19 protein-coding genes are annotated in these 20,558 nt (G+C 38.9%); 12 read left to right on the forward strand and 7 right to left on the reverse strand.

Annotated elements, in window-relative coordinates; genetic code table 11:
- Window positions 1–67: 67 nt before the first annotated feature.
- Window positions 68–583 carry a lipocalin family protein gene (locus AACZ87_RS03475; RefSeq protein ID WP_339864887.1) on the reverse strand — a complete coding sequence of 172 codons (516 nt, stop codon included), beginning with the start codon at window positions 581–583 and terminating at the stop codon, window positions 68–70.
- A gap of 221 nt (window positions 584–804) precedes the next feature.
- On the opposite strand from AACZ87_RS03475, the gene AACZ87_RS03480 reads away from it, so the two are divergent.
- The 9 genes from AACZ87_RS03480 (at window position 805) to AACZ87_RS03520 (ending at window position 11,061) form a co-directional block, all read left to right on the forward strand.
- A complete protein-coding gene (locus AACZ87_RS03480) occupies window positions 805–2,046 on the forward strand; it encodes a hypothetical protein (RefSeq protein WP_339864889.1) in 1,242 nt (413 codons plus the stop codon).
- A gap of 288 nt (window positions 2,047–2,334) precedes the next feature.
- Window positions 2,335–2,565, forward strand: coding sequence for an acyl carrier protein (locus tag AACZ87_RS03485; protein WP_339864891.1), 231 nt, complete (start codon window positions 2,335–2,337; stop codon window positions 2,563–2,565).
- 99 nt (window positions 2,566–2,664) lie between these two features.
- Window positions 2,665–3,876: a hypothetical protein gene (locus AACZ87_RS03490; RefSeq protein ID WP_339864893.1), complete on the forward strand. Its 1,212-nt coding sequence runs from the start codon at window positions 2,665–2,667 to the stop codon at window positions 3,874–3,876.
- Window positions 3,877–4,047: 171 nt separating this feature from the next.
- Window positions 4,048–4,629 carry an RNA polymerase sigma-70 factor gene (locus tag AACZ87_RS03495; RefSeq protein WP_339864895.1) on the forward strand — a complete coding sequence of 194 codons (582 nt, stop codon included), beginning with the start codon at window positions 4,048–4,050 and terminating at the stop codon, window positions 4,627–4,629.
- Between the two features lie 12 nt (window positions 4,630–4,641).
- Entirely contained in the window at window positions 4,642–5,616 is a 975-nt protein-coding gene (locus tag AACZ87_RS03500) for a FecR domain-containing protein (RefSeq protein ID WP_339864897.1), read from the forward strand.
- Between the two features lie 145 nt (window positions 5,617–5,761).
- Window positions 5,762–7,477 (forward strand): hypothetical protein, encoded by a 1,716-nt coding sequence (locus AACZ87_RS03505; RefSeq protein WP_339864899.1) that lies wholly within the window; start codon window positions 5,762–5,764, stop codon window positions 7,475–7,477.
- A 118-nt stretch (window positions 7,478–7,595) separates the two neighbouring features.
- A complete protein-coding gene (locus AACZ87_RS03510) occupies window positions 7,596–9,824 on the forward strand; it encodes a heavy metal translocating P-type ATPase (RefSeq protein ID WP_339864901.1) in 2,229 nt (742 codons plus the stop codon).
- A 136-nt stretch (window positions 9,825–9,960) separates the two neighbouring features.
- Window positions 9,961–10,170 carry a heavy-metal-associated domain-containing protein gene (locus tag AACZ87_RS03515; protein WP_339864903.1) on the forward strand — a complete coding sequence of 70 codons (210 nt, stop codon included), beginning with the start codon at window positions 9,961–9,963 and terminating at the stop codon, window positions 10,168–10,170.
- A 105-nt stretch (window positions 10,171–10,275) separates the two neighbouring features.
- A complete protein-coding gene (locus AACZ87_RS03520; protein ID WP_339864905.1) occupies window positions 10,276–11,061 on the forward strand; it encodes an AAA family ATPase in 786 nt (261 codons plus the stop codon).
- Window positions 11,062–11,063: 2 nt separating this feature from the next.
- Here the strand turns inward: AACZ87_RS03520 and AACZ87_RS03525 are convergent, their stop codons facing one another.
- Window positions 11,064–12,281 carry a DUF2254 domain-containing protein gene (locus tag AACZ87_RS03525; RefSeq protein ID WP_339864907.1) on the reverse strand — a complete coding sequence of 406 codons (1,218 nt, stop codon included), beginning with the start codon at window positions 12,279–12,281 and terminating at the stop codon, window positions 11,064–11,066.
- A gap of 271 nt (window positions 12,282–12,552) precedes the next feature.
- On the opposite strand from AACZ87_RS03525, the gene AACZ87_RS03530 reads away from it, so the two are divergent.
- Window positions 12,553–12,894, forward strand: a complete 342-nt coding sequence (locus tag AACZ87_RS03530) for a CHY zinc finger protein (RefSeq protein WP_339864909.1) — start codon at window positions 12,553–12,555, stop codon at window positions 12,892–12,894.
- Between the two features lie 107 nt (window positions 12,895–13,001).
- Here AACZ87_RS03530 and AACZ87_RS03535 read toward each other — a convergent pair whose 3' ends face one another.
- Window positions 13,002–15,284, reverse strand: coding sequence for a TonB-dependent receptor (locus AACZ87_RS03535; protein ID WP_339864911.1), 2,283 nt, complete (start codon window positions 15,282–15,284; stop codon window positions 13,002–13,004).
- A gap of 111 nt (window positions 15,285–15,395) precedes the next feature.
- Here AACZ87_RS03535 and AACZ87_RS03540 point away from each other — a divergent pair, with 111 nt between their 5' ends.
- Window positions 15,396–16,055, forward strand: a complete 660-nt coding sequence (locus AACZ87_RS03540; RefSeq protein WP_339864913.1) for a metal-dependent transcriptional regulator — start codon at window positions 15,396–15,398, stop codon at window positions 16,053–16,055.
- 56 nt (window positions 16,056–16,111) lie between these two features.
- On the opposite strand, the gene AACZ87_RS03545 is transcribed toward AACZ87_RS03540, so the two are convergent.
- From AACZ87_RS03545 to AACZ87_RS03555, 3 genes are all read right to left on the reverse strand, one after another.
- Window positions 16,112–16,465: a DUF3892 domain-containing protein gene (locus AACZ87_RS03545; protein ID WP_339864915.1), complete on the reverse strand. Its 354-nt coding sequence runs from the start codon at window positions 16,463–16,465 to the stop codon at window positions 16,112–16,114.
- A 58-nt stretch (window positions 16,466–16,523) separates the two neighbouring features.
- The gene (locus AACZ87_RS03550) at window positions 16,524–17,636 is read right to left on the reverse strand and encodes a hypothetical protein (RefSeq protein ID WP_339864916.1); all 1,113 of its coding nucleotides are present in this window, start codon (window positions 17,634–17,636) and stop codon (window positions 16,524–16,526) included.
- A 343-nt stretch (window positions 17,637–17,979) separates the two neighbouring features.
- A complete protein-coding gene (locus tag AACZ87_RS03555) occupies window positions 17,980–18,240 on the reverse strand; it encodes a hypothetical protein (protein WP_339864918.1) in 261 nt (86 codons plus the stop codon).
- Window positions 18,241–18,427: 187 nt separating this feature from the next.
- On the opposite strand from AACZ87_RS03555, the gene AACZ87_RS03560 reads away from it, so the two are divergent.
- Window positions 18,428–19,240 (forward strand): amidohydrolase family protein, encoded by an 813-nt coding sequence (locus tag AACZ87_RS03560; protein WP_339864919.1) that lies wholly within the window; start codon window positions 18,428–18,430, stop codon window positions 19,238–19,240.
- Between the two features lie 9 nt (window positions 19,241–19,249).
- Here AACZ87_RS03560 and AACZ87_RS03565 read toward each other — a convergent pair whose 3' ends face one another.
- Window positions 19,250–20,476, reverse strand: coding sequence for a hypothetical protein (locus AACZ87_RS03565; protein WP_339864921.1), 1,227 nt, complete (start codon window positions 20,474–20,476; stop codon window positions 19,250–19,252).
- Window positions 20,477–20,558: the final 82 nt, after the last annotated feature.

The following is a 20,558-nucleotide window of genomic DNA, read 5'->3' on the forward strand; positions in this document are numbered from 1 at the left end:
GACATAAATAAAAGAACAGAGCCATTCCGAAAAAAATAGCTCTGTTTATTTAATAAAATAGGATAAGTTATTTAGTCAAAACGTAAACTCCATCCATTTCAAACACATTCTCTACCCCAATAGCTGCTTGTGACATGGTGCTACTCATTTTCAAAACCAACTCATTAGCTGTTTGGGAAATGATTTGAGCCTCTTCTGGACCAGATAAAGTTTGAAAATAAATTTTGTCTCCATTTGCCTCCCATGTGCCTGAAAAATTGGATCCACTAACTGGGATCTTGTATTCTACTCCTGGAAATAGATCATACTCCATACTCATATTAAAACTCCCTGAAGCGAGCAGTTTATCACCTTTAAAGTCAAAGGTCATGTCAATGTCGGATGCTTCCCCTGTGAATGTTCCTTCATCAAGCAATTCACCTTGTTGATACGCGGAATACTTCCCATCATAATCCATAGACTTGAGAGACCATACTCCTTCAATATCACTTGTACTTTTGGGATCATTGTCATCATCTCCACATGAAAATAAGAATCCAGAACAAAGGATTAAAAAAAAGAAATTCGTAAACGTGTTTTTCATAAAGTTAATTTTATAGTTAAATTTTATGAATTAATTAATTAAAAGTCAAACTACAACACTATCCAAAAAAATATTAGTTAAACAATTGGTAATTAATAACTTAATTTTTATTTGGAAATGAAACCTAATATTTACCCCCTCAACCTTATAGCTAAGATTTAGTAATACTTGTTTCAATTCACACTAAGGCAGTTATTAGCAATTATTTCAGAGATAGATATATGTACCACAGAATTTTAATAGCATTGTTTTGTTCCACATTTCTAATCGGATGTAGCAAAGATGAGGAACCTTACCAAGAGCTGATGGTCAGTGCAGATGAGACATTTTTGTATGAAGATGTGTATGGCTACGTTTTCCTACAAGAAGCGAATGAAAGCAAAACAGAGTTTCATTCCATTGCAAACAGTGAAACGGTCTATTTCAAAACACTGGCATCTAAAGACTATCACCTAACCTATTTCACGGTGTACAAATATCCCAGTTATGATAGGATTCTACTTACTACCTATACTCATGTCAAGCCTGAGGGAGAAATCATTTTAGGACTGGGTAATGAAAGACCTATCTCTCCAGCTGCAGACGGCACATTTACTGTCACAGTCAGTGATAAAAATGGCGAAGTGATGGACCCGATAGCTTCTAGTTCGTTTGGCTCCTCCAACTCATCGGTATCCTATTCTAATGGAAATGCAGTAGTAGAGGTATTCTACTTCCCTACTTCAGAAAAATACCTTATCTCTGCGAAAGGAGCAGATGGAATAAATAAATTCAAGTACTTATCCGGCGTAGAAAAAGGTGGCTTCTATACAATCGATATAGACGAAATGAGTCTATTTGATCAAAGTGTTGAATGGGATTTAAGCTCCTACGAGGCAGTATATACATCTACCTTTTCTTTATCGCCGCAGAGTGCCTTTAATGAGGAAGGCTACCAAACTTCTCTAAATGAATATGAAAAATTTAAAGAGAAATTCCCTGGTAGTCCAGTTACCCTCTCCTATCCAAATGGATATCAGCGATATTTGACCTATTTAGAACTCTATCATAAAGCAGGATCTGATCAAGGAAGAACCATGCTTTCGAAATATGGTGGGTTACCTGACCCTCTGCAATTCCTTCCTTCGGATCAGAATATAGAAGTATCAAAGACTTCTATTAGCGATTTTGAGTTTACTCCCTTGCCCTGGTCTAATCAATGGTCGGCAATTTTTGCTTTCAACTCTAATGGAAATCGAAGAATCCTTTGGTCAGTATCAGGGGAAGTATCCAGTTTCAAATTAGTAATACCAGAAGAATTAAAGAATATGTATCCTGAATTTGAGCGATTGGAGGATTTCGAGAAAGGCCCGATCCTAAGCAAACTCCACAGTCAGTCCTATAAAGAATCACTCAGGAGTATTTTTTATAGGGGTCAGCAGAAGCTGGACTTTCAGGAAATCCAATACATGCTTACTTATTAATTCAATTTCAAATTGACGAATCTCAACCAGCAACTGTTATTAGCACTTGGATGCTTTTGTCACTCAGACCTTTGGTTCGATGGATTATGAAAAGTTTGTTGAGAAAAGTCATCAAGGCTTGGATCAAAAATTTGAACTTGAGGGGCTGGGTTACATGAAAAAGGTTGTAGATAAATATTGATTCATTTTCTACATTAATTCTCTTTCCTTTATTTTTTCCAATCCCGCTAAGGGTAATCTCTTCCAATGCTGTCACTTATATGACCTCACAAAACGTCATAACAGCATATGGGAAAATATAGCCAACTCCGAAAAATTACTAAGGTTTTCAGTGAATACGGTATCGTTTTAACTGGCCAGAGAAAACACGACCACTTCCTTTTAGATCTCCAAATGGACAAGATCTTCCTTAATGGATTGATCTACGAATTGGAATATGCTCTCAACATAGAGCTAGAAGATCACAAAGTCATCAATGTGGATGCCCCATCCAACTTGATTGCCTTGCTGCTTGACTAACTGCTTAGGAAAACCTCACTACACAAATACAATTACAACGCCAAGTAAAGCACGCTATGCTGTCTCCTATGGCTTGTGGACATATTAAAATTCCCCCTAATGAAAACTCTAGCATTGAAATCATCTCTCTTTTCACTTATCTTCTTTACATTCTTTTCAATCTGCTTCGCCCAAGAAAAAAGTCCTGCGCATCTTGGTATTTTCTACCCCATTTCTACCCATGGAACTGAAGCTGCGAATTACACCAACAATTTCAGTTTACACGTGCTCACAGGACTCTCCGGAGGAGAAAATGGAGCGGCTATTTATGGATTGGCAGGAATGGTCAAAGGAGATGTAAACGGAGCTCAAATTTCTGGACTTTGGAATCATGTCACCGGAAAAGTTGTCGGCGCTCAAATCGCTGGATTACTGAATCAAACTTCCGAGGCAAGTGAAGCAGCTCAGTTAGCTGGTTTAAGCAATATTAACCTAGGCAATTCGGCTTTCCAGGCTTCAGGTATCTTCAATAAGGCAGTTTTGGTAAATGGGGGGCAGTTTGCAGGAATCTCAAATATTGCAGATCAGATTGACGGAATCCAAGCTTCTGGAATTGCCAGTCTTTCAAAATCAGTGACTGGAATGCAGGTTTCGGGGATCGCAAGTATTTCTCCTAAAATAGATGGAGCACAGATAGCTGGCATTGCAACTATATCGAAAACTGTCAAAGGTGTCCAAATAGCAGGAATTTCCAATGTAGCTGAGCACGTAGACGGAGTTCAGATTTCCGGTCTTGTCAATCAGGCTAAAACGGTAAAAGGAATGCAAGTAGGTCTAATCAATATCGCTGATAGCAGTGATGTGACGATTGGTTTGATCAACATTGTGAAAAATGGAGATCATAGATTAGGTGTTTCCATAGATGAAAACTTCAATTCCTTTTTGACTCTTCGATCAGGTGGAAAGCGAGTTTATGGAATCCTTGGATTAGGAACTAATTTGGAAGTAAAAGACCTGAAATACGGTTTTGAAGCTGGTTTAGGTTTAAATCTAGCAGAATCCAGGCATTTCAGACTAGATGTAGAAGGAGTCAGCAAATATTTGACAGATTTTGAAGGCAGCGATTTCTCCAAGTTCAGCTTTCAATTACTTCCAACTTTGAAGATTTCCCAAGGCATACATCTATTTGCTGGACCGAGCCTCTCCTATATGCATTCAAGTGATATTGAAGCTGTAGATCATACTGGCTTGACAATTTGGGATGAGACTTGGAGAGAAAATTACCAAGCTGTTCTATTGGGATTTACTGGAGGAATAAATGTGAAGTTTTGAAATAAGTGTTTTATGTTGGATGCCCAATGACCGATGTAGGCTGCATCGGTCACCCGACATCGGACATCCAGCAAATACCACATTTCCCAATAATCCCATATTTTTACAAGCCCCACTAAGGGTAAATTCTTTTCAGCTTGTCATTTTAATGAAAGCATCAAAAAATTGAAAGTGACTGAGATACACTTAAATCCGTTTAACGCTCCCACACTCGTTGATGAAGAGTCATTCGAGGCCGTTTTCAAAACCTATTTTAAGGCTTTGCATGCCTATGCCATGGCGATTCTCAAAGAATCGGAAACTGCCGAGGAAGTCGTACAGAGCGTTTTTCTTAAGCTGTGGGAAAAGCGGGAAACCTTAGAAATCAGCAGTTCGCTAAAGGCTTACCTCTACCGAGCTGTTTACCACGACAGTCTGAACCACATCAAGCATCTACAAGTGAAACGAAAGCATTGGGACCATGCACACTACGAAATGACTCAGGGCAAACCTGAGCAGGTCGGCGAGCAGATAAAGGGCCAGGAAAATGAATTATATGAGCGCTATCATTTGGCTTTGGAAAAACTTCCAGAGAAATGTCGGATGGTATTTAACCTTAGCAGGTTTGAGGAATTAAAGTACCAAGAAATAGCCGATCGGCTAGAGATCTCCATCAAAACGGTGGAAGCACATATGGGAAAAGCACTGAAAACTTTGCGGGTGGAACTCGCAGAATTTCTTCCGCTGCTTTTGATGTTTTTGATAAATCTATAAGCTATGGAAACCATGAACGAAGAAAAATTGATCAAATATTTGCTTCAGGAAAGTGACGCCGAGGAGACCAAAGCTATACAGAAATGGATTTCGGAAGATGAAGCAAACCAAAAACAGTTTGAAGAAATCAAGTGGATCTGGGATTCCAGTAGCTTGCTTTTGGAGAAAAGCGAAGTGGATGAAAACCAAGCTTGGCAGAATTTCACACAGCTTAGAGACAAACAACAAGCTAAAAAACTGCAGTCGAATCAACGCTTTTTACAGAGCACCTGGGTTAGAGTAGCAGCTGCAGTTACTTTGATTTTCGTATCCGCTTGGGTTTATTCAACATTCCTACCACAATCGGGAAAAGCTTATTTTAGCTCCGTTGAACTTCAGTCAGAAGATTCTCCTATCGAAGTTCCGTTACTTGACGGAACCCAGATCACGTTAAACAAGAAAACTGCTTTAAACTATTCCCAAAAACTTTTCGCAAGCCAAAGAAAAGTTAACCTGAAAAGCGGAGAAGCCTTTTTTGATGTGAAAAGGAATGAAAATAAGCCGTTTGTAATTCAATCTGAAGGCGTTCAAATCACTGTGCTTGGAACAAGTTTTCATGTAAAAACAACTGGAAATATCACTGAGGTAATCGTTGTTACTGGTTCAGTACAAGTTGAGATTGATGGTAAAAAAGAAGTTCTAAAACCAGAAGAAAAACTTTCTGTAAATCAGGAAACCGGAGAAATGCTGAAGACTACGCCATCCAATAACCTTTACAATTATTACGTCAGCAAAAGATTCCAAGCTGATGGAATTCCGTTGCAGGAATTAGTCGCGTCATTAAATGAAGCCTACGATTCAAACATAGAAATCGCTAGAGGAGAATTGAAAGAATTAAACATCACCACCACGTTGGAATATGGCTCACTAGAAAAGAATCTTGAAGTGCTAAGAGAAACGTTGAACCTCACAATCGTTCAACAAAGCGGGAGAATAATCATACAGTAAGAGACTTTCTCATGGAAATAAAGGACTATGGTTGAAAAAATCATAGTCCTTACTTTGTTAAATTAGCCCAGATTAATATCCTAAGTTATCAATGCTGCGATTCAACTCATTTTTTAGATTCTGTCTCCTTCCCCTGGCTTTTTTGATGTGTTCATTAGAAGGTTTTTCACAAATGATGCTTGAAAAGAAAATCAAAATAGAATCAGATGAAGAATTGAGTTTACGGCAAATGCTTGACTCCCTTTCGGCCCAAAATAATTTCTATTTCTCCTACGAAAGCAGCCTTTTGGAACTGAACAAAACGCTGGAAGCCCCCAAATTCTCAGGTTCCATAGGCGATTTTTTACTGAAAGAATTGGGAGATGACTATGAATACAAGGAACTCCCCGGCTATATTATCATTCGATTTGCTCCGGAGAAGCTAGATCTGGATGCAGAAATGGACACCCGATTCAATACCGTAACGGTAAAGGGCTACATCAAAAATGTACAGACACAAGAGGTGGTGAGCCAAGCGAGTATTTATGATAAAAACAGCCTTGCTTCCACCCTGACGGACAAAAATGGCTATTTCAAATTAAAATATAAAAAGAAGGATTCTTCAATTTGGCTTACCCTGAGCAAGGAAAATTATCGTGATACCACCTTTTTGCTTTTGCCAACGGTGAGTATTGTTGCAGAGAAGGAGAACCGTCGCTTTCGATATATCCCTGGTGATAGTGCCACCAAAGCATTGGAAGAGAGTTTTCTCGGTAAGGCATTTATCGGTTTTAAGCAAAGGCTTCAGGGCATCAACATGGGAAATTTCTTTGCTGAAAGCCCTGTGCAAATGTCCTTGATTCCTGGTTTAAGTACAAAAGGAATGTTCAGCAGTCAGACGATTAGCAAGTTTTCGCTCAACCTAATCGGCGGATATACAGCTGGAATCGAAGGAATGGAAGTAGCTGGGATTTTTAACATCAACAAGCGGGATGTTAAGTCACTACAAGTAGCCGGGATTTTCAACTTGGTTGGGGGAAGTTCCAAAGGCTTGCAAGTAGGTGGAATTTATAATTCTGTCTATAAAAATGTGGATGGACTGCAAGTTGGTGGAATTTTAAATCAAGTAAAGGGAAATGTAAAAGGCCTTCAGGTAGGCGGAATAGCCAATTATGTCAAAGATACAGCTACGGTGCAAATTGCCGGAATTGTAAATCTCGCTGATCAATCTCAACACTTTCAACTTGCCGGAATCACTAATAATACCTCAAAATCAGCTGGCTTCCAGTTAGCGGGCATATCAAATATCGCAGGAGAGTCTGTTGACAATCAAATAACCTCCATTTACAACCGAGCCAAAGTTGTCAATGGATTTCAATTTGCTTTGATCAATAGTGCCCAGGAAAGTGATTATCCTATTGGCCTGTTGAACTTCATAAAAAATGGAGAGAAGAATCTTGGACTTTCCATTGATGAGTCTGGGTTCACGCATTTTGACTTTAGATCAGGTGGCAGAAAAATGTATGGAATTCTCGGAGTGGCATACAACCTTAGAGATATAGATACTCCAATCGGGCTTGAAGCAGGATTGGGTATTCATCTGATTCCTGAAAGAAAATTTTCCTTGGACACAGAATTTGTTTCGCTTTCAGCAAGTGATTTTGTGGAAGTAGCAAATCACATCCAGTCTTTTCGACTTTTCCCAGGCTACAAATTCGGAAATCATCTGCGAATCTTTGCTGGACCCAGTTTGAATTTTGCTTTCTTAGATCCTGGCCAAGGAGATTTTACAAGCGGTTGGAATATCCTAGAAAAAACTACGTCAAATGGTATTTATAGAAGTTTCGGAGGAGTTTCTGGTGGATTTCAGGTTGTCTTTTAAGAAATAATTGCAAAATGATGCGGAACAACAAAATCTTATAACTTTTCCACATAATTACATAACACCTACCGCCCTGAGTCTCCCTAAGTTTGTATTGTCAATCAAAGACAAAGAACTCATGGCAGATTCAAATCAAGTAATTCATAAAGAAACATTCCCTGTTACAGGCATGACCTGCGCAGCTTGTGCCTCCAGTGTGGAAACTATATTATCCTACACTGAGGGCGTAAAGTCCGCACAGGTAAACTTTGCTTCGAGTACTGTACTGGTCGAATACACAGACGAAATCAACCCAGATGGCTTAAATAAAGCACTAACTGCAATTGGCTACGGGCTAATTACTGAGAAAGAAAATGTAGAAGAAACAGTTTCAACTAATCAAAAAGAGCACTATGCCGAGCTAAAAAAACACACGATTGGAGCAGCTATTTTAACGCTCCCAATTTTTATCATTGGGATGTTTTTCATGCATTGGAAGCCTGGAACATGGATTTCCTTGGCATTAGCGATTCCCGTATTATCTGTTTTTGGAAAAAGATTTTTCGTCAGCGCATGGAAGCAAGCCAAAAATAAAAGTGTCAATATGGACACGCTGGTTGCGCTGAGTACTGCGATAGCTTTCATATTCAGTTTATTCAATACCATTTTTCCTGAGTTTTGGATTAGCCGAGGCTTTGAACCTCATGTGTATTATGAAGCCGCAACGGTAATTATCACTTTCATTCTTTTTGGAAAATTGCTGGAAGAGAAAGCGAAGTCAAGAACTTCCACAGCACTCAAAAACCTAATGGGACTTCAACCCAAGACATTGAAAGCCTTGATCAATGGAGAGGAGAAAGAAATTCTGATTTCTGAAGTTCAAAAAGGCTATGAAATCATCGTTCGGCCAGGAGAAAAAATTCCTGTTGATGGAAAAGTGATCTCGGGAAATTCCTTTGTGGACGAAAGCATGATCAGTGGGGAACCAATAGCCGTGGAAAAATCAGAAAATGAGAATGTTTTCGCAGGAACCATCAATCAAAAGGGAAGCTTTCATTTCAAGGCTGAGAAAGTTGGAAGTGAGACATTGCTTTCGCAGATCATAAAACGAGTGCAAGAAGCTCAGGGATCTAAGGCTCCAGTTCAAAAGTTGGTGGATAAAATTGCTTCAATTTTCGTCCCTACCGTAATAGCTATTGCCATAGTAACCTTCGCTGTATGGATGATTTTCGGTGGAGAAGATGCACTCTCTCATGCGATTTTGAATGCTGTAGCCGTCTTAGTGATCGCCTGTCCATGTGCATTGGGACTAGCTACCCCAACTGCAATCATGGTGGGAATCGGAAAAGGCGCTGAAAACAACATATTGATTAAAGATGCAGAAAGCTTGGAAATCGCTCATAAGGTAAATGCAATTATTCTAGACAAAACCGGTACTATCACGGTCGGGAAACCAACTGTCCCTAATATTCATTGGGAAACAGAAGAGTTGAAAACCAAGTTTGCTCCTATCCTACTTGCCATTGAATCAAAGTCAGAACATCCTTTAGCAGATGCAGTCAGTAAAAAATTGAGTGGAGAAGGTTTCAAATCAGCCGAGATTAAAGACTTCCAAAGCTTAACTGGAAAAGGTGTAGAAACTAAAAATAATTCTGGAGAAGCTTTTTATGTCGGAAACTTAAGCCTGATCGAGGCACAGGGAATTTCATTGAATTCAGAAATTCAAGACAAAGCAAAAGCCTGGAGTAATGAAGCCAAGACCGTTGTTTTCTTTGCAAATAAAGAATCCGTTCTTGCTGTCATTGCAATTTCTGATCAAATCAAACCAAGCTCGAAATCTGCTATTGAGAAGCTAAAAGAAATAGGAATTGATGTTTACATGCTTACTGGCGACAATCAGCAAACAGCCGCTGCAGTGGCGAGACAAGTTGGGTTGAAAGACTTCAAAGCTGAAGTGATGCCTTCTGACAAATTTGATTTTGTGAAAGAGCTTCAGGTCAAAGGTAAGATTGTTGCGATGGTCGGAGATGGAATCAATGACTCAGAAGCTTTGGCACAAGCCGATGTCAGTATTGCAATGGGTCACGGATCAGATATCGCAATGGATGTAGCAAAGATGACGATCATTTCTTCAGATCTTGAAGTCATTCCAAAAGCGTTGAATCTATCAGACTTGACCGTAAGAGGAATCAAAGAAAACCTCTTTTGGGCGTTTATTTATAATTTGATCGGAATTCCAATTGCGGCAGGCGTGTTGTATCCAATCAATGGATTTCTGCTCGATCCCATGATCGCAGGAGCTGCGATGGCGTTTAGTTCTGTTTCTGTTGTGTTGAATAGCTTACGGTTGAAGGGAAAAAGAATTTAGTGTTTGTGTACTATGTACCATATTCAAAGTACCAATTATCCAAAATCATGGACATAAACCATTACTACTTTACCACTTTAAAACCTTCGAACTAATTTTCCAATATTTTAATTTTCCAATCTTCCAATTAGTAAAAATGAAAACTCAAAAATTCAAAACCAACATCAACTGTGGCAATTGCTTGGCAAAGGTCACTCCTATATTAAACGCTGAACCTAAGATCGAATCCTGGTCTGTAGATTTACAAAGTGATGACAGAATTCTCACCGTAGAATCTGAAAATATTACAGCCGATGAAGTCTTTAAAACAGTACTCAAAGCTGGATTCATCGCAAAACCAGAGTAAGTTTAACAAAACGGCAAACTTACTTAGAGACGAAATTCCCAATCTCTATTCACCAAACTCTATTATCTTAAGTCTAACATATTATGTCTTAAGTCTACTAAAATCATGTACTATCTCCGTCAAATTCATCTTCCTTCTGGCTCTGATCGGCAGTTTCCTTTTTCGCTGAAAGCACTGAAGGAACTGGGCACCATGTCTTTTGAAAGTCCGATTACAGTTTTTGTCGGAGAAAATGGCTCTGGAAAATCAACGCTTCTGAAGGCCCTGGCTATCAAGCTGAATTTACCGGCCATAGGAAGTACAGATTTAGAGAGTGATGAGACCCTCGATGGAGTAAAAAGCTATGGTGAGCAAATCATCACCCAATGGAAAGACAGGGCTTTTCGTGGGTTCTTCTTCCGGGCTGAGGATTACTTTGGCTTTGTCAAGCGTCTCCAAAACATGGATTCTGAGATGAAGGGCGATATTGTAGATTTTGAGAAAAGGTTGAGCGGAACAGGTCTAAAACTAGCTGTAGGATCAATCTTAGGTCAAAAAGAAGCACTACTTCGGAAATACGGAAATCTTACCGAAGTTTCACACGGAGAAGGCTTCTTGAAAGTCTTGGAAGGGAGATTGCAAAATGAAGGCATTTACCTGATCGATGAACCCGAGGCTGCACTCTCTCCGCAGCGTCAATTGGCGCTTTTTTCCCTGATCAAAAATCTAGCGGAGAATCATGGTTGCCAATTTATCATCGCTACCCACTCTCCTATATTGATGACCTTACCGAACGCTACTATTTTCCAGTTTGGAGAGAAAATCCAGAAAGTAAATTACGAAGACACCGAACATTTCACCATCCTAAAAAACTTTCTCAATAATCCTGATGCCTTTTTGCGGCATTTATAGGTTTAGACTTTTTCATCCTCAATCCTTTTTGCCACAACATCTAAAATGGCAATAACCGAAGGTGACGATGTGATTAACGACAACTGGTCCAGCAATAGCTTAAACTCGTGCCGTAACATTCGATCTTCTTTTCCATAATCCCAGATTGGATAAATAGCCTGCTCAAACAACGTATCAAAATCAGACTCTTTACAATGGATCATATAAGGGCCTTTTTCGACTGAAATAGTGGAAGGAGGAAAATGCATAGCTCTAAAACCTAGCAAATCTATCAACGCGCGAAAACTAAGAATTGCTGTTCCCGGATCATTAATCCCAGGACTTAGTGCTTTTAGTGCGATTTCTGAGAGTTGCCGAAAGCCGTATTCATAGTTGCGAATGATGGATTCCTGATTACTGACTATTATCCCCAGCATAGCTTCTTTCATCTGATCATCATCGAGCATTCTACTACATTTCACTACCGGCTGCCCTCTCAGAACGTAAGTTCCCATAGCATAAATAGCAAGAATACTACATTCATTTTTTGACATGAAATCCTGAATTTCTTTCCTATCAAAACCTTCATAAACTCCAGACCGGGGTGCTCTTATCATTGATTGAGCAGCAAAATCCTTTAGCTCAGTGACCTCTTCATTTGCGGTGCAAAAATTTTGCATTCCATCAAAAGTAGATTTTTTAATTCTGTCAATAATGACGTTATACTTGACAGACTGGGTGATGTAGTGAAGGAAATAGATGAAAAGGAAAATATCAAAAACTGTGATAATAGTAAGCAGAAAAATACTTAGGGAAGGAATCTGAAAAGCATCCCCATCTTCTCTAATCGTGATGAAAAGGAAAAAAGTGTAAATGATCGTACCGATATAAATACCTAACACGGTCTGCTGAAATCGGTTTCCTATGAGTTTGTCCAAAACCCGATTGCTCATCTGAGAAGCTGCCTGGCTCAGCACAATCATCACCATGGAGAAGCTAAATACAGTAAGCGAGATAATTCCTCCAGCGATAGCTCCCAAAATACTTCTAGCCGTGGATGGATCCTTTATTGCAAGCCAAGGTATATCCGACTTCAATTGCTGACCTACTTCAGCAAAGTCAAACGTAATCACCAAAGTCGCCATGACTAAAAAGAACAAGCTTATCAAGCCAGGAATAAAAGCAATACTTGACACAATCGTCTGATACCTGAGAACCAGCCATACTCTAATTTTGTCCATTAATTGAAGTAGTTATTACTTTTGTATTGTGATTGAAAATTTCATTTTATTCACGTGGTATAGCTTTTGCCTTCCAATTAGTTGAAAAACACCCAACTAACTAGCTTTTAAATTCAGAGAACAATTTTAAAATTTTGGTAGGTGAAATGTATATCTTTCAACTTTCAAAGCCTTTACCTTCTCACAAAAAACAATGAAATCCCTTCTCATTTCTATATTTCTATTCTTTTCCTATCAAGCTTTTTCGCAGCAAACACCAATTCTCCCTCTCGTGAAATCTAATATTAAAGGCATCAATATTTACGGACAGACTATTGACAATCAAACCCGTTGTCAGCATTGGCATTCTGATTTGGATGTGATCGCGATCAAATTCAAATGCTGTGAAAAGTACTATCCATGTTTTTCCTGTCACGAAGAAGAAGCTGATCACGAACCTCAAGTATGGCCAAAGACAGAGTTTGATACCAAAGCGATCCTTTGCGGAGTGTGTGGCACAGAACTCACCATCAGTGAATACCAAAAAAGTGGTAACACATGTCCGAAATGTACAGCGGCTTTTAATCCGGGATGTAGTAAGCATTATCACTTATACTTTGACACGGGGGATTAATGATCAATGTTCAAACTCAATTTTCAAGTTCATTGATAAAGAATAAAAATTTAGAATAGATTGTTTTATCCGTGTTACAATTCGTGACCTCAGTGGTTAAAAAAAACTTAATCAACTAAAGTAAACCTCAATCCCAAAAATCCTCTAATCCCTTGATTTGGAGCATAGACATACGTTGGGTCAAAAGTCAAAGCATTCGGATTTTCCGGAGTAGGAATAACCGTTCCATTAGGACCAAAAACAACATTTTTATCAAAAGGATCAAACGCTCTGGCAATGGAATTTGCTGCAGGAGTGAAATTCATCAGATTTTTTACTCCTCCATACACTTCCCATTTTTCTCCCAATTTCTTGGTCAATTGGATATTCTGCAAACTATACCAAGGAGAATACGCTGGCCTATCATCCAAAGGACCCAACAATGGTAAGCGCATAGGACTATAAACATTTCCGGTATAGTCCACCGTCAAACCCAATCTGAAGAACTCATAGCCAATAGACCAAACTCCTGAAAATCGCTCGGTGAGCAATTGGCGCGTTTTGACTCCCTCCTCCTCTATACTTACATCCATGAGCGTTCCACCTGCTGTGATCGTCAATCCTGTGGCCCAGGCTACATCCATATTCAATGAAATTCCTTTTGAAATCGCAGAACCATCGAGATTAGAATAAATTATCTGATTTGGATTCGTCTCATAATCTGGAATAATCCGATTAGTAAAATAGGTGTAAAATGCTGATCCGTCCAATCCTATGAAAGTCCCCTTATCAGTATAGAATTTCTTCACCAGATTCGCATTTACGTTCCAGCTTTGCTCCGGTTTCAATTCCTCAGTAAAAATCACTTCCCTAGCACCAGTCAGTGCCGCATGATCTTCCGTAAATACATTTGCCACTCTAAACCCATTTCCAGCAGACAGCCTAAAAACCATACTCTTGTCGTCAGAAGCCAATTTGTAATTCACCCGGGGAGAAAAAATTGACCCGTGAATGGAATTGTAATCGTATCGAGCTCCTAATAGTAAACTCTGGTTGGGAGTAAATTTAATTTCGTCCTGAACAAAAAACCCGGGTAAATGAATGACTGAAGGTGTATTTTCTTCCGAAGCCAAGGAGAAAGTAGCCGTAGTATTGTCATCATAAAATGTATATCGATAAGCTACTCCAAGCAATAAACCATGTTTTTGAGCAGATTTCGCCCAAGTCAACTGACCAAAACCAATGTATTGATCAGCTTTAAAAATGGTCGTGCCATAAACCGAATTTTGGTTATGCCCGTTTACAGAAAATTGAAAGTTCATCGTCTCTGAAGTTGGCAATTGCCAAGTACCAAAAGTCTCCCATCTGCTGGTATAAATACTCTCGCCGTATACCTGATCCCCACCTCTTTCTTCATTTGTCCAATTCATCTCTCCTCCCCAGCGATCTTCATAGACATATCTTCCGGCAACCGTAAAAAGTCTATTTTCTGGTCGGCTTACATTGATTTTCTGGAAAAAAGATATTCGCTTAGAAAGGGTCACATCTGTAAAACCATCTCCATTATTATCAATTGGATTATCATAGTAAAAAGCATTCACGCCCGTAAGAGATTGAACTTTTTCACCCCAATTAGACCGCAACCCTAAATCCAGATTCATCTCTCCCCAGCAAGTGACAAAGAAATCAGTAGAAACTAATGGCGCCAAATCCGGTTTTTTAGTGATCACATTAATCAAACCACCTACAGCTTCCGAGCCATAAAGCGTGGAAGCTGGACCCTTCACTACTTCCACCCTATCTATTAACGCCTGAGGAATCCCCGTCAATCCATAAACTGTAGCCAAGCCACTCACTATCGGCATCCCATCGATCAGAACCATAGTATATGGCCCTTCCAAACCGTTGATATGTATATCGCCCGTGTTGCAAACATTACAATTGATCTGAGGTCGAACACCGTTTACATTTTGTAGGGATTCAAAAATTGAAGGTGTGGGATTTGCCCGGAAAAAATTGGCGCTATAAACCTCTACTGGCACTGGACTATCCAATTTGGACACTTCCTGCATTGTACCACTGACTACCACCTCATCCAATCCCCCATCCATTTCTTTCAATGTAAATACCAACCCAGTTGATACTTCACTTGGCACTTTTATTAGCTGCTGTGCAGTTTGAAATCCAACCATTGAGGCCTGAACAGTAAATGTTCCAGTTTCAGTTATTGAAATCGTGAATTCTCCATTCACATTTGTCACTGCACCTGTAGCCAATCCTTTCACAAAGACATTAGCAAACTCTACCGGCTCATTCTGGAAAATAACTTTACCACTGAGCACATATTTTTGCCCAAAAGATACAGAAGACAACAGGCTAAAAAACAAAAATGGCAGGTACTTATAGCTCATATTCTGGGAGTTGATTTAAAATTAGATACGACAAATATAAATTGTTAGATTGATCTAACAAAATTGTTTTAATAAATAATTCATCATATTTGAATACTAAAGAAATAGGATATGGCATCACAGACAGAAGAGAACTACCTCAAATCACTTTTCAACCTCGCAAACGAAAAAAATGAGGTGAATATCTCTGAATTAGCCGCACAGATGCAAGTCAGTATGCCTACAGTGAATAGCATGGTGAAAACGCTTCAGAAAAATGGCTGGCTGATTTACGAAAAATATAAGCCAGTCACCCTTACTTCCAATGGAAAAAAAGAAGCAGCATTAATTATCCGAAAGCACAGATTAACTGAAATGTTTTTGGTGAATAAAATGGGGTTCGGTTGGGAAGAAGTACATGAAATCGCGGAGCAAGTGGAGCATATTCATGCACCTAAGTTTTTTGAAAGAATGGATGAAATGATGGGACACCCTACTATAGATCCACATGGCTCTCCTATCCCAGACAAACAAGGTCGAATTCAGGAAATTCATTACCTCAGTTTATCCGATTGTAAGTCTGGACAGACGGTAATTCTAGCAGCACTGACGAATTCATCTACTGAATTTTTGGAATTCCTGAATAGCAGGAGTCTAAGCTTGGGGACCGAATTAACAATCAATTCTGTTGAGTCCTATGATAAAAGCATGGTTGTCACTTATGCTAATCATCCAACTGAAACGCTAAGCGAGAAGGTATGCGAGAGGTTATTAGTAAGAGTGATCGGGTAGGTTTATTAAAGTAATAATATTCTAGGAATCTATGATTTGCAAAAAGTGCATGGATTTTACTTTAGAAAAGCATTCTCTGGAAATGTACTGAGATAATACTCTAAGTAATTGAGGTCAAGAGACACAAAACTCTGTCCAACAGGAGTTCCATTTTCAATCTCTTGAACAATTTTTTCTTTAGAATACGTTTCGCCATTCAGTGTTGAAACCATCATATTTTCCTCCGAAGATTCGTATCGCTTAATGGCAAGTCGGATACGAGAATCCTTATCCCATTTATCTGATGGATATATTTTCTGCTCACCATTTGCCACTCTATCGTAATAAGCAAACTCACAAGTCTGGGGGTTGTAGCTAAGAGGTTTAGGTTTTGCTTCTAATGCAATGGGCGGTAGGGATATTTTTTCCATAATGATAAAGTTAAAAAATAGCAGCTGTTCTTTTTTTAAACAGCTGCTATTTGAATTCCTATAAGCGTTTCATCGTGAAATCTGACAGTGTCATATTGTAAAATACATAAGGCTGTATTCGAGCGGTTTTACTTCCCCAAGCAGCTCCTGACATCGCGGAGCGCATCAAGTCACGGTCTTGCATCAATAAAGCTGCAGTAGTGGTCCCTGGAACAGTAGCCATTCCAGCATTAAACTGAGCAACGGAATCAGCGACAGCCTGCTGAACTGTACGCCCAAGCGCCATACTGATGTCATATTGGGAGTCAGCCTTCCAAAAGAGAGTTGAATTGGCCCAAGTAAATGTGAAATTTTCAGTATAACCCATATAGGAAACTGCACCTTTAGTGACTGTATTTGGCCCCAAATCCCTTCCTGTTCTACAGCTCAAAAAGTGGATGGAACTGTGATCGACTTCTGTGGGATCATAGGAGCCAACTCGGATCAGGCTAGAATTACCATGACCAGTATAATTGTCGTAATTCCCATGACCAATTCCACTGATGTAGGTGACACGTGACTCCTTTGCTCTTGCTGCGAAATTAGTTCGATTATCATTCACGCCCATTAGTTTGATTACCTGGAAACCTCGACTCTCAAATACAGGGTGAACATTGTTTTGTCTGTAAGTAGCTACTTCACTCGTGACACTGTCAGTCGTGTTCTCACAAAACAAAACCTTGTTGGAAAATAGCTTCCACTGATTTTTTGGTATTATTTTCCATTCAGTAGGAATGGTAGGTAAAGCTTCGGCTTTTGGCATCACAAATCGAAGCGGTACTACTGATATTTTACCTAACATCTGATTGAGCATGTATTCGGCATACTTTACTTCGGCATCTGCAATCTGTTTTCCGAAGGAAGTTTGATTTTCGATGTGAGAAATTATCTCCGCTTTGTTGTAAACACCTTCGTTGATCACACCAATCTTCAAATCTGGCTCAAGCTTTATTCGTTGAATTGCAAGCTTAGCTTTATTATCCAATGAGCTAAGATCTATTCCAAACTTTGGCGGTATTTTTCCAGATATCACCTCTTTCGCGTACATCAGGGAACCATCACCTCGCACGCCAATTGCTTTTTCTGCAGCAAACTCTGGTAAGGTTAGTTTGCCTAGTTTTATTGTCTTCATTTTGAAATTTTAATAAAATTTTCGCCTACTCTTAGCGGTTTCGGCCATCCGTTCCTAAACAGATCTAATAATCCTATTTAGTTAAAAATTAATCAGTTACTTAAAAATCTGTGTCGCGGCACAGTGTCAAATGTAGAAAATCATCAGAATTTACAATTTCAATTTTTACTGATTTTACGGAGATTTTTGTGAGTATTTAATTTTTGAAAAAATCTGATTTTAGTACATGCATTTTACTTGTCTCAAAAAAACAATGACAATTTACGTTTTCATCTAAAAGGAAATTAAATAGATAAAAAAAGAAAATTGCGTGTTCAAAGTGGTAATCATTGAACGGACTTACCTAGCTAAGTTTCTCCAAGAGCTCCTCATAACTCCCTTCGTATTCCCAATAAACCAACCTCCCAAAGGCATAAGTGGTAAGAATAAACTTTTCACTGACGGATTGAATCCGTTCGATCGCAACAAATTTCTTGGCTGCTTTCTCTACGACTACTTCTTCTATGATTTCCTTATTATCGTCATCGAAGCCGTGAAGAATCTGATGATTACCAACGACAATTTCGATGAAACCTTTACTGTTTGATTTGGATGATTTGCTCATGTTTTGAAAAATTGAAACAATAGAATTGTTAAGTATAAAATGAATATGAAAAATACTACTTACCTATTGCACTTCCACATTTTCGGTTAACTATTGAGCTGGAAACTTATAACTTCCCAAATCACCCACTCACATTTCCCCCTTGGTCAAATAATTGTTACATTTTGACCCTAACAATTTTTGAAAAATGATCATAGACGTACACACCCACATCAATAATTATCATGAAGAGCGAGTTGTCTCCTTAGAGGACTGCCTAAATAAGTTGACTGAAACTATGGCCGAAAATCAGGTGGATTACTCTTTGGTATTGACTTCATACAAAGTCAATGAACACAGACCTAGTACCAAAAAGGTGGTTGAAGCTATTGCTGACAGGAAAAACTTAGGCGTGGTTGCTGGCATCAGTTACCTTAATTACAATCACCATGATCTCCGAGAAATCGCAGAATACCTGGAGGCTGGCCTCATTAAAGGATTGAAACTTTATCCTGGCTATGAGCCCTTTTACCCAAGTGATGCTCGTTTGAAAGTCGTGTATGACATGGCGATAGAATATGATGTGCCCGTCATGTTTCACTCCGGGGACACCTATGCTCCCACTGGACGGGTAAAATATTCCCACCCTATTCATCATGATGACCTAGCTGTGGATTATCCGGATTTGAAAATTGTGATTTGCCATGTGGGAAATCCGTGGATCAAAGACTGCATGGAAGTAACCTACAAAAACAAGAATGTTCATGCGGATTTTTCTGGTTTAGTCTTAGGAGATTTCTCAGAGAAATTTGAGCGCTGGATGAAAAATGAACTGGAGCAAATGATCACTTATGCAGGAAATCCCAAGTATCTCCTTTACGGAACGGATTGGCCAATTTCTTCTATGAAATCTTATTTAAACTTCATGAAAAACTTAGAGCTGCCTGAGGAAAAGAAAGAAATGATCTTGTGGAAAAATGCGGCTGAATTATTCAAGCTTGATGTCAGCAGTTTTAAATAGGTTTCTAAACTATCGATTGTAAGGGTATTCATTAATCCAATGAAACCCTCTTGCGACAAGTGGATATTCTGACACCAGTTTTCGAGTACCATTTACTTTGCTGATATTCTCGCCTATCCTCAACTCAAGTTCATATTCCTGATCAGAGAGTTCTCTTATGGATAGCTCATCCGGCTCTTCTTCATTCTCAAGGTTTTTAATGCTGATTTTCCCATCAGGATTGATTTCTTGAATAGATAGAAACTCCCTTTCTCCATCTTTTCTTATTAACATTAAGTAGTTAGATTCCACCACTACTTTGTCCCAAGCTATAGCCTCATCAGCCTCGAATCCACTATAGATTCCCTCCCACTCATTTTGGTGTACCCGAAATTTTTGCCCTTGATAATGACCAACCATTCTCGTAATTGGAATAACACCAACATAGTAGATATTGATTAAAAGCCAGATAATCTGGTATTTCCTTTTCGTGAAATACGGCTTTAGCTCTCCCAAACTGGTAGTCTTTTGAAGAAGAAAAAAATCAAAAATTGCTTTCAAACTAGGTAATAATACCAGAATGGAGAAAACGAGAAGATGCGATGAAAATAGCTTTACGGGTACGTCGAAAGAGAAATTCACTAAAACTATATTGGTACAAACGGCAATTGAGATTAAAGCACCTAATACAACGGTACGTCTGAAAAGCAATAAAAATCCAGCAAGGATTTCAGATACACCCATGAATATCTTATAGGTATCAGAATAACCAAAAAACCTCCATGCTAAGCCCATAGGCGACATTTCCCCGTAAAGTACGTCCATACTATATAGACTTGGTCCAGGGAATTGACCAACCAGAAATTTGGCTACTCCATAGGAAATGAGCGTTAGCCCAACAAAATAACGTGCATACACCAATGACCATTTGTAGAAACCACTGGCATTTTCCCGCACTTTCTTTATGAAAATCATGATCAAACTAATGACGAATGACACGATGATCATTGCTGGAATCATTACATAATCAAAAGTAGTATCACCACTTCCAGTCATCTCAATTTTTTCAAGAGTTTCAATTCCAAGAATAGATTTGCCGAAAAAAAGTATAAAACTGGTCTTTAACTGAATAAAATACTTGCTGAATAATTCGTAAGTAAAAGGGATGTTATCCAGAGGAAAAGGAAATCCATAAATAAAAATATAGAGACCTACCCAGATCATCAAAAAGCCCTTTAAAACAGTTATTTTCTTCATAGTTTAGATAAATTACCTTGTCAAAATAGGTGAAAATCTAAAATTAAGGAAACGAAAATCAGGCTCTTAACTAATTTTATGA

Origin of the sequence: uncultured Algoriphagus sp. (assembly GCF_963974365.1) — a bacterium.
Taxonomy (GTDB): domain Bacteria; phylum Bacteroidota; class Bacteroidia; order Cytophagales; family Cyclobacteriaceae; genus Algoriphagus.